Here is an 8,861-nt window from a genome sequence, read left to right as displayed (position 1 = left end):
GGCAACAGCGCCAGGAGTTTTGGCCAGTCTTCATTCAGTTTTTGCGTGGCGTCTGTCACTGCTAGTCACTTCCTATAGCGAGGCAGTTTTTACTATAGCTTTTGAGATATGGTTAGCGCATATGGGGCTTGCCCCCCGAATGCCAACCCCATCAAGGCCTCCCCCCGTAGCAGTTGCCGAGCGCAAGCGAGGCTGCGTCAGGCGCGCTGCCGATTCAAGCTCGAGTCGCGGCCGACGCAGCCTCGCTTGCGCTCGGCAGCTGCTACGGGGGTTTGCGCGGTGGCGGATAAGACGGTATCTACGCAGGGGGCTCGGCTCAAGGTGTGTAGATACTTATGCCCCGATGAGGGAGTATCAGTTGATGCATCTTTGGCTGACCCACTGCATCGGGGGCAAGTCGAATCGTCGCACCGCCCCTCCCACATTTGGATCTCCATGTATCAGCTGGACCTCGGTCTGCTTTTGCTCTGGCTTTTGATCTTGATCCTAGGCGCCCCGTCAAACACGCTGGCCTTCGTTCGGGCACACCGAGCCTAGGCGAGGTGCCGAGTGTTGGGGCAAGAGCCCTTTGGTCGCTTTGGGCTGGGCCGGCATTCCGGCTCTTTTCCAAAGTGACCCGCCGTCAGGGCGGAACCCTAAGCAGCCGTTACCTAAATAACGGATATGTACCCAACCCAACCCCCCCCAAAAAAATACCCCACCAAAACCATCAACATTTCTTGATCGCCATCAAGCAGTTTTCACCCCCCACCTCCCTATCATCCCCTGGCCAAGCAATGAGGAAGCGACCATGTCAGAGACCTTCACCAAGGGCATGGCCAGGAATATCTACTTCGGAGGAAGCGTGTTCTTCTTCCTGATTTTCCTGGCCCTGACCTACCACACCGAACAAACCTTTCCCGCCCGCAGCAACGTCGACCAACTCACCGAATCCGTCGTACGCGGCAAAGGCGTCTGGGAGCGCAACAACTGCGTCGGCTGCCACACCTTGCTGGGCGAGGGCGCTTATTTCGCGCCGGAGCTGGGCAATGTGTTCAAGCGCCGAGGTGGCGAAGAAGGGTTCAAGCCGTTCCTGCATGCCTGGATGAAGATGCAGCCCCTGGGTGTGCCGGGACGGCGGGCCATGCCGCAATTCAATCTCAGTGACCAGGAGGTGGACGATATGGCCGAGTTCCTCAAATGGAGCTCGAAGATCAATACCAATAACTGGCCACCGAACAAGGAGGGCTGAGCCATGCGCAGTGCCAATCCATACTTGAAATTCCAATCCCAGGCCGTGGCCAAACCCTACTTTGTGTTCGCCCTGATCCTGTTTCTCGGTCAGGTGCTGTTCGGTTTGATCATGGGCCTGCAATACGTCATCGGTGACTTTCTGTTCCCGTTGATCCCCTTCAACGTGGCGCGGATGGTCCACACCAACCTGCTGATCGTGTGGCTGCTGTTCGGCTTTATGGGCGCGGCTTACTACCTGATACCCGAGGAGGCCGAACGCGAGCTGCACAGCCCGAAACTGGCGATCATCCTGTTCTGGGTGTTCGCCGCCGCCGGGGTGTTGACCATCCTCGGCTACCTGCTGGTGCCGTATGCGGCGCTGGCCAAGTTGACCCACAACGAGCTGCTGCCGACCATGGGTCGTGAGTTCCTGGAGCAACCGACCATTACCAAAATGGGCATCGTCGTGGTGTGCCTGGGCTTTCTGTACAACATCGGCATGACCCTGCTCAAGGGCCGCAAGACCACCGTCAGCATGGTGATGATGACCGGGTTGATTGGTCTCGCGGTGTTCTTCCTGTTCTCTTTCTACAACCCCGGCAACCTGGCGCGTGACAAGTTCTACTGGTGGTGGGTGGTGCATCTTTGGGTCGAAGGCGTGTGGGAACTGATCATGGGTTCGATGCTGGCTTTCGTGCTGATCAAGGTCACCGGCGTCGACCGCGAAGTGGTGGAGAAATGGCTTTACGTGATCATCGCCATGGCCTTGATCACCGGGATCATCGGCACCGGTCACCACTTTTTCTGGATCGGTGCGCCTGAGGTGTGGCTGTGGGTTGGTTCGATCTTCTCGGCCCTGGAGCCGCTGCCGTTCCTGGCGATGGTGATGTTCGCCTTCACCATGGTGAAGCAACGTCGGCGCCAGCACCCGAATCGCGCGGCGACGTTGTGGGCCAAGGGCACCACGGTCACGGCGTTCTTCGGCGCAGGCGTGTGGGGGTTCCTGCACACCCTGGCACCGGTCAACTTCTACACCCACGGCACCCAACTCACCGCCGCCCACGGGCACCTGGCGTTCTTCGGTGCCTACGCAATGATCGTGATGACACTGATCAGCTACGCCATGCCACGCCTGCGCGGTATCGGTGAAGCGCCGGACGCGCGTTCGCAGACCCTCGAAATCTGGGGCTTCTGGATGATGGTGCTGTCGATGGTGATGATCACGCTGTTCCTCACCGCCGCCGGGGCCGTGCAGGTCTGGTTGCAACGCTGGCAGGTGGACGGGGTGGCCTTGCCGTTCATGGCCACGGTGGAACATTTGCAGGGGCTGTTCTGGGCGAGGTTGGTCAGTGGGGTGGTGTTCCTGCTTGGTCTGGTTTGCTACCTGTTCAGCTTCCGGCAACGCGCCCGCGTGGCTGGAGCACCGGTGCCGATCGTCTACTGAAGGTAACGTGGTCCAAATGTGGGAGGGGCGGTGCGACGATTCGACTTGCCCCCGATGGCGGTGTGTGGGCCGAGCATTTTTTTTGGATTGGGCCGGGTACATATCCGTTGCTGCGGTAACGGCCACCTAGGGTTCCGCCCTTACGGCGGGTCACTTTTGGAGGGACCCAAAAGTAACCAAAAGGTCCTCGCCCCAACACTCGGCACCTCGCCTAGGCTCGGTGTGCCCTCACTCCGGCTTTGGAGCGTGGGCCGCCGCGATGGGCCATCCTTGGCCCAGCGCGGCTAACCCGGCGTCCTGCCGGGTTACCCACGCTCCAAAGCCTGCGTTCGGCCAGCGTGTTTGACGGGGCGATCCCAGATCAAAAACAAAGCGCGGCGGCCTTAGAGCCGACCGGAGTTGGGTCTGGTGTACTGGGTTAAAAATGTGGGAGGGGGCTTGTCCCCGATGAGGGAGTGTCAGTCACTTATTTTTTAACTGACCCGGCGCTATCGGGGGCAAGCCCCCTCCCACATTTGGATCTCCACATATCAGCTAGACCTCGGTCTGCTTTTGCTCTGCTTTTGCTCTGGCTTTTGCTCTTGATCCTAGGCGCCCCGTCAAACACGCTGGCCGAACGCAGGCTTGAATCCGTGGGTAACCCGGCAGGACGCCGGGTTAGCCGTCCTGGGCCAGGGATGGCCCATGACGGCGGCCCACGGATTCAAGCCTTCGTTCGGGCACACCGAGCCTAGGCGAGGTGCCGAGTGTTGGGGCAAGAGCCCTTTTGGTTACTTTTGGGGCTCTTTTCCAAAAGTGACCCGCTGTAAGAGCGGAACCCTAAGTGGCCGTTACCGCAGCAACGGATATGTACTCATTCCAACCCCAGCAAATGGTCGGCCCAGAGGCCGCCATCGGGAGCAAGTCGAACCGTCGCACCGCCCCTCCCACATTTTGACCGCGGTGTGCCTGTCAAATATCAAACAGTTGGAGCCCATCCCATGGCCTTTACCCTTGAATTGGAAGAGTGGGTCGGCAGTGCCTGGCACCGCTTTATCACCCGACGCGCCAGTGTCGATTTCCCGGCGGCGCGGGTCGAGCTGGTCGACCGTCAGCGCAGCCTGGCCGTGTTGTTCCGCGCCTTGGGCGGTGCCAGTGGGATCGCCCTGGAAGCCGCCAGCGAGCGCGACCTGCTGCTGCGCCGCAACCTGTTGATGCGCATCGCCGGCACCTGCAAACATGCACCCCTGGCCTCCTGCGATGGCAACCGTCTGCGCCTGCCGTCGAGCCTGGCGGTGTACCCCACCGTCGCGTTGAACCTGGAGTTGTACCGTTGGTTGGCGCTGCTGGCCGCCCATGCAGGCCCCATGACCCATTGGGCCCGCGACAACCAACGCTGGACCTGGCTGCTGTTGCAACGCTTTCCGGCGCTGCTGCCCAGTTACCAGCGCCTGGTGGACGCGCACCTGACCCTACGCCCCGACCCGGCCAGCCTCAAACCCGGTGAAGCGGCCCTGGAAAAAGCCCTGCGCAAGGCTCTGCGCGAGCCCGGCAGCGTGCGCCATTTACCCCGCAGCGAACGCGCCGCCTGGCCGTTGCCCTTATGGCTTTACCCGCCGTTGCACCTGGACACGCCCCAGGCCCTCGACCTTGAAGATGACGCCGACGACCTCGCCACCCCGCCCGGCGAGCAGCAGGGCGCGCCCAAACGCGCCAGCCGTGTGGATGACCACAGTCGCGATGGCGGCCTGCTGGTGGTGCGCCTGGAAAACCTGTTCAGCTGGACCGAGCACGTCGACCTCGATCGCTGGGCCGACGACAGTGAGGACCCGGACGCCGCTCGCGTCGCCGAAGACCTCGACCAGTTGAGCCTGTCGCGCCAGCGCGTGCGCAAGAGCGGCGGCTTGAAGCTGCACCTGGACCTGCCGCCCGCCGACGTCGATGACATCCCCCTGGGCGAGGGCATCAAGCTGCCCGAGTGGGACTATCGTCAACAATGCCTGCAACCCGGTTTCGTCAATCTGCAACTGATGCAGCCACGTGCCGATGCACCGCAACCGTTACCGGCCCGATTACTCGGCCCGGCCCAGCGCCTGCGCCGTCAATTCCAGCAAGTGCGCACCGACCGCCAATGGCTGCGCCAGCAACCCCAAGGCGCGGAACTGGACCTGCAGGCCTGGGTGGATTTCCAAGTGCAACGCCAACATGGCACCTGCACCGAACGCGGCTTGTACCAGGAGCAACGTCACACCCGACGCGACCTGGCGTGCCTGCTGTTGGCGGACCTGTCGATGTCTACCGACGCGCATTTGAACGACGAGCAAAAGGTCATCGACGTGATCCGCGACAGCCTGTTGCTGTTCGGCGAAAGCCTGGCCGGGCTGGGAGATGCGTTTGCGCTGTATGGTTTCTCGTCGCTGCGTCGTCATCAGGTGCGCCTGCAACAGCTCAAGACGTTCGAGCAAGCCTATGACGACCGCACGCGCGGTTGCATCCAGGCGCTCAAACCGGGCTATTACACGCGCATGGGCGCCGCGATTCGCCAGGCCACCCAGTTGCTGGGCGCGTGCAAACAGCGGCGCAAGTTGTTGTTGCTGCTGACTGATGGCAAACCCAATGACCTGGATCTGTATGAGGGCCGCTACGGGGTCGAAGACACCCGCCAGGCAGTGGTCGAGGCGCGGCGCCAGGGCCTGATTCCGTTCTGCATTACCATCGACAAACAGGCTGGGGACTACTTGCCCTACATGTTCGGTGCCCATGGCTACACCCTGATCCGCCAACCGGAGCAGTTGCCGCTGCGGTTGCCCCAGCTGTACCGGCAACTGACCGAGGGTCAGTAGAAGTCGCGCGGCAACCAGAAGAACATGGCGATGCAAAACAGTGTCAGGCTCAGGCAGAACCACTGGAAACGCCGCAAGCGAAGGGCCTGTACGCCGGCGTCCGAGGCGGGCAGGGCCATGCCGCAATCCGTGCACTGCTCATGCTTGTCGGCATTGCGCTGCTGGCAGTAGAGGCAGGTTTTCACTCGAACTGCTCCAGGCGCAGCCGATCCAGAATGGCGATCTGACGACCGTCCTGGGTGATGATCTTTTCATCGATCAGGCGCCGGATAATCCGCGAAAAGGTCTCCGGCTGGATCGACAGGTGCCCGGCAATCAACTGCTTGGCCATGGGCAGTTCGAAGCGACTGTCGGTGCAGTGCAAGTGCATCAGTTGGGTCAGCAGGTAGCGCACCACGCGGTGGGTGGCGTTTTTCAGCGACAGGGTTTCGATCTCGTTGACCCGCTGGTGCAAGCGCACGCACAACTTGCCGAGCAGGGCGAAGGTCAGGCGGCTGTTGCTGTGCAGCAGGCGCATGTAGGTGGCGTTGGACAAACGGTACAACTGGGTGGGGCACACCGCTTCGGCGCAGGCCACGTAGTTGGGGGTGTCCATCAGCATCATGGCTTCGGCGAAGGTCTGGCGCTCGCCGATCACTTCGAAGACCTTCTCCTGGCCGTCGGGGGTCAAGCGGTAGATCTTCACCGCACCGGCAATCACGAAGTAAAACGCATCGGCTGGTTCGCCCTGGCGGAACAACGGCTCGCCCTTGTCTATGCTCAGCAGTTGGCTGTTGCTCATCAGCTCGTTGAGTTCTTCCTCGTTCAGCGGTTCGAACAGGTGATGGCTGCGCAGGATCTGGTGGTGCACGCGATGCAGCACCATGCCCGGCTCCTTGAACAGCAGCGGGGCGTTCACACCAGCACCAGCGACAGCCCGCTGGCGGCGGCCAGCATGGAGCCGAGAATCACAAACCAGGCGAGGGGGACATAGGCGTTTTTCATCATGGCTCCGGGGTGCGGTGTGGATATAGGCGCGAGGGTAATCCCTTGGCTCCGAGAGCGACTTGATCTACGACAAGGGCAACGCACGCCCATCGGCGCAAGATTGCCGCAGTCCTGAAGGGAGACCTGTTATGCAAGTGCTCGATCGGCGCAAGGCAATGTCGATTACCCCGTTGTTTCGCCTGGCCTTCCGGCCATTCTTCCTCGGCGCCTGTGTGTTGGCGACGCTGGCAATCCCCTTGTGGCTGCTGGCCCTGGGCGGGCACCTCGGCACCTGGCAACCCGCCGGCGGCTGGCTGGCCTGGCATCGGCATGAGCTGCTGTTCGGCTTTGGCCTGGCGATCATCGCCGGGTTCCTGCTCACGGCAGTGCAGACCTGGACCGGTCGCCCAGGCATCAGCGGCAACGCCCTGGCGCTGCTTGCCGGCCTGTGGCTGGCCGCGCGCCTGGGATGGCTGTTCAACCTGCACTGGCCGCTGCTGGCGGTGCTGGAACTGACCTTCCCCCTGGCCGTGGCCAGCGTGATGGGTTGGACCCTGTGGCAGGTACGCCAGAAGCGCAACTACCCGATTGTGCTGGTGTTGGCGCTGTTGACCGTGGCCGATGCGCTGTCGCTGTATGGCTTGCTGCGCAATGACCCAGGCCTGCAACGCCAGGCGGTGCTGACCGGCCTGTGGCTGGTGGCGGCGATGATGGGCTTGATCGGCGGGCGGGTGATTCCGTTTTTCACCCAGCGCGGGTTGGGCCGGGTCGAGGCGGTCAAGCCCTGGCCATGGCTGGACCGTGTGTTGCTCGGCGGCTCGGTGCTGATCGCCGTGCTGTATGCCGCCGGGCCTGCGCTGGCCGCCCACCCAGGGATCGGCCTGCTGTTCGCCGCCCTTGGGCTCGGGCACTTATTGCGCCTGGTACGCTGGCATGATCGCGGCCTGTGGCGGGTGCCGTTGCTCTGGTCGTTGCACCTGGCGTATGCGTGGCTGGCCGTGGCCTGCCTGGGCATGGCGCTGTGGCACTTCGGCGCGCCGCTCAATCCCAGCCTGGCCGTGCATGCATTGACCATCGGCGCCATGGCCGGCCTGATCCTGGCGATGATCGCCCGCGTCAGCCTGGGCCACACCGGCCGCCCGTTGCAGCCGCCAGCGGGGATGACCCTGGCATTTGGGCTGCTGAACCTGGCCTGTGTGTGCCGGGTGGTGCTGGTACTGCTGTTGCCGATGGCTGCATTGTGGCTGGCGGGTGTGTGCTGGACCGTCGGGCTCGGCCTGTACCTGTGGCGGTATGGCCCGATGCTGTGGCAGGCACGGGTCGATGGGCATCCAGGCTAGGAGAACGTCATGCTCTATTCCACCTTGTTGATCGTGCATCTGCTGGCGGCGATTGCCTTTGTCGGCACGCTGTTTTTCGAAGTGGTGATCTGGCACAGCGCCCGTGAGGAGCTGGCCTGGTCGGCGCAGTTCACGTCCGACCACGCCATTGCACGGCGTTCGCGCCAGGTACTGCACGGCGTGGTGGTGTTGCTGTACGGCGCGGGCATCGGCCTGGCCTGGCACTATCGCGGGCTATTGGTGGTGCCCTGGGCCAGCCATTTCGCCGCGCTGCTGAGCCTGAAAATCCTGCTGGCCCTGAGCATCATCGGCCACTACCTGTGGCTGGCGTACCTGCTGGGCCATCAGCGCCTGAGCCCAAGGCGTGCGACGTGGATTCGTCGCAGCATCCTGGGGCATATGGTAGTGATCGTGATCGTCGCCAAGCTGATGTTGCGTTGATCACGCGGCGGGGTTCAGCGCCTGGATGAACAACACGTCGTTCTCCAGGCGGATGTGCTCGCGCAGGTCGTCATGAAACGCTGTGAGCTGCTCGTACAGGCTGCGCCAGGTGCCGCAGGCGCCGGACGGCGGGGTGATGCGGTCGGTCAGGCTTAACACCTGCTCCAGCGCCTCGCCGTGCTGGCCGTGCTCATGGCGCATCACCTGGATCGGCATGCTTGCCTGTGGGCCCATGCCCATCTTCAACATCGGGAACAGCACCTGTTCCTCCTTGAGCATGTGGTTCTCCAGTTCCTGCTGGATGTCGAGCAGCAGGTCTGCGAGGCCGTTGGGGCATTGCCGGTGGTGGCCATGGACTTGCTCGACCCGGTTGGCCAGGCGAATCAGCTCCGGCAGTTGCTCGCGATGCCGGGCGTGGTAGCGCGCCAGCAGGTGGTCGATCAATTGATCCTGGGGTTGGGTGTTCCAGTCGCTCAGGCTCATCGGGTTTCCTCATCGGGGATAACGGTATGAACGAGTGGTTGCAGGCACCATGCCAATCCGAAAGCTGTTGATAAATAAGGTTTTATTGTGAGGTGAGGTGATCATGACCACCCTATGCCAGGGTAATGCGAACCCCATCAGGGTCGAGGCGAC

The 8,861-nt window shown here is 62.5% G+C and carries 7 protein-coding genes and 1 pseudogene; 5 read left to right on the top strand and 3 right to left on the bottom strand.

What is annotated here, in order from left to right; translation table 11 throughout:
- The first annotated feature begins 790 nt into the window (after window positions 1-790).
- From FIV39_RS28550 to FIV39_RS28530, 3 genes are all read left to right on the top strand, one after another.
- Window positions 791-1,231 carry a c-type cytochrome gene (locus FIV39_RS28550; RefSeq protein WP_027607193.1) on the top strand — a complete coding sequence of 147 codons (441 nt, stop codon included), beginning with the start codon at window positions 791-793 and terminating at the stop codon, window positions 1,229-1,231.
- Window positions 1,232-1,234: 3 nt separating this feature from the next.
- Complete coding sequence (locus FIV39_RS28545) at window positions 1,235-2,656, top strand: cbb3-type cytochrome c oxidase subunit I (protein WP_090403095.1); 1,422 nt, start codon at window positions 1,235-1,237, stop codon at window positions 2,654-2,656.
- Window positions 2,657-3,636: 980 nt separating this feature from the next.
- Window positions 3,637-5,478 (top strand): nitric oxide reductase activation protein NorD, encoded by a 1,842-nt coding sequence (locus tag FIV39_RS28530; RefSeq protein ID WP_090403097.1) that lies wholly within the window; start codon window positions 3,637-3,639, stop codon window positions 5,476-5,478.
- Here the strand turns inward: FIV39_RS28530 and FIV39_RS28525 are convergent.
- Complete coding sequence (locus FIV39_RS28525; protein ID WP_090403099.1) at window positions 5,472-5,663, bottom strand: protein DnrP; 192 nt, start codon at window positions 5,661-5,663, stop codon at window positions 5,472-5,474. The two genes, FIV39_RS28530 and FIV39_RS28525, sit on opposite strands and share 7 nt — an antisense overlap.
- Window positions 5,660-6,343, bottom strand: a complete 684-nt coding sequence (locus tag FIV39_RS28520; RefSeq protein WP_090409922.1) for a Crp/Fnr family transcriptional regulator — start codon at window positions 6,341-6,343, stop codon at window positions 5,660-5,662. Before FIV39_RS28520 ends, FIV39_RS28525 begins: the two co-directional genes overlap by 4 nt.
- Window positions 6,344-6,593: 250 nt before the next feature.
- Here FIV39_RS28520 and FIV39_RS28515 point away from each other — a divergent pair, with 250 nt between their 5' ends.
- The gene (locus FIV39_RS28515; RefSeq protein WP_090403101.1) at window positions 6,594-7,784 is read left to right on the top strand and encodes an NnrS family protein; all 1,191 of its coding nucleotides are present in this window, start codon (window positions 6,594-6,596) and stop codon (window positions 7,782-7,784) included.
- A 9-nt stretch (window positions 7,785-7,793) separates the two neighbouring features.
- Window positions 7,794-8,225, top strand: coding sequence for a hypothetical protein (locus FIV39_RS28510; RefSeq protein ID WP_090403103.1), 432 nt, complete (start codon window positions 7,794-7,796; stop codon window positions 8,223-8,225).
- On the opposite strand, the pseudogene FIV39_RS28505 reads toward FIV39_RS28510, so the two are convergent.
- Window positions 8,226-8,696 (bottom strand): annotated as a pseudogene (locus FIV39_RS28505) (hemerythrin domain-containing protein); the annotation flags it as partial.
- Between the last annotated feature and the right edge of the window lie 165 nt (window positions 8,697-8,861).

Source organism: Pseudomonas grimontii (genome assembly GCF_007858185.1).
Classification (GTDB): Bacteria; Pseudomonadota; Gammaproteobacteria; order Pseudomonadales; family Pseudomonadaceae; genus Aquipseudomonas; species Aquipseudomonas grimontii.
This window is presented reverse-complemented; position numbering and strand designations above follow the sequence as displayed.

Coding starts and splice junctions, on each gene's coding strand:
- FIV39_RS28550 (WP_027607193.1), top strand. CDS start 791: ATGTCAGAGACCTTCACCAAGGGCATGGCCAGGAATATCTACTTCGGA.
- FIV39_RS28545 (WP_090403095.1), top strand. CDS start 1,235: ATGCGCAGTGCCAATCCATACTTGAAATTCCAATCCCAGGCCGTGGCC.
- FIV39_RS28530 (WP_090403097.1), top strand. CDS start 3,637: ATGGCCTTTACCCTTGAATTGGAAGAGTGGGTCGGCAGTGCCTGGCAC.
- FIV39_RS28520 (WP_090409922.1), bottom strand. CDS start 6,343: ATGGTGCTGCATCGCGTGCACCACCAGATCCTGCGCAGCCATCACCTG.
- FIV39_RS28515 (WP_090403101.1), top strand. CDS start 6,594: ATGCAAGTGCTCGATCGGCGCAAGGCAATGTCGATTACCCCGTTGTTT.
- FIV39_RS28510 (WP_090403103.1), top strand. CDS start 7,794: ATGCTCTATTCCACCTTGTTGATCGTGCATCTGCTGGCGGCGATTGCC.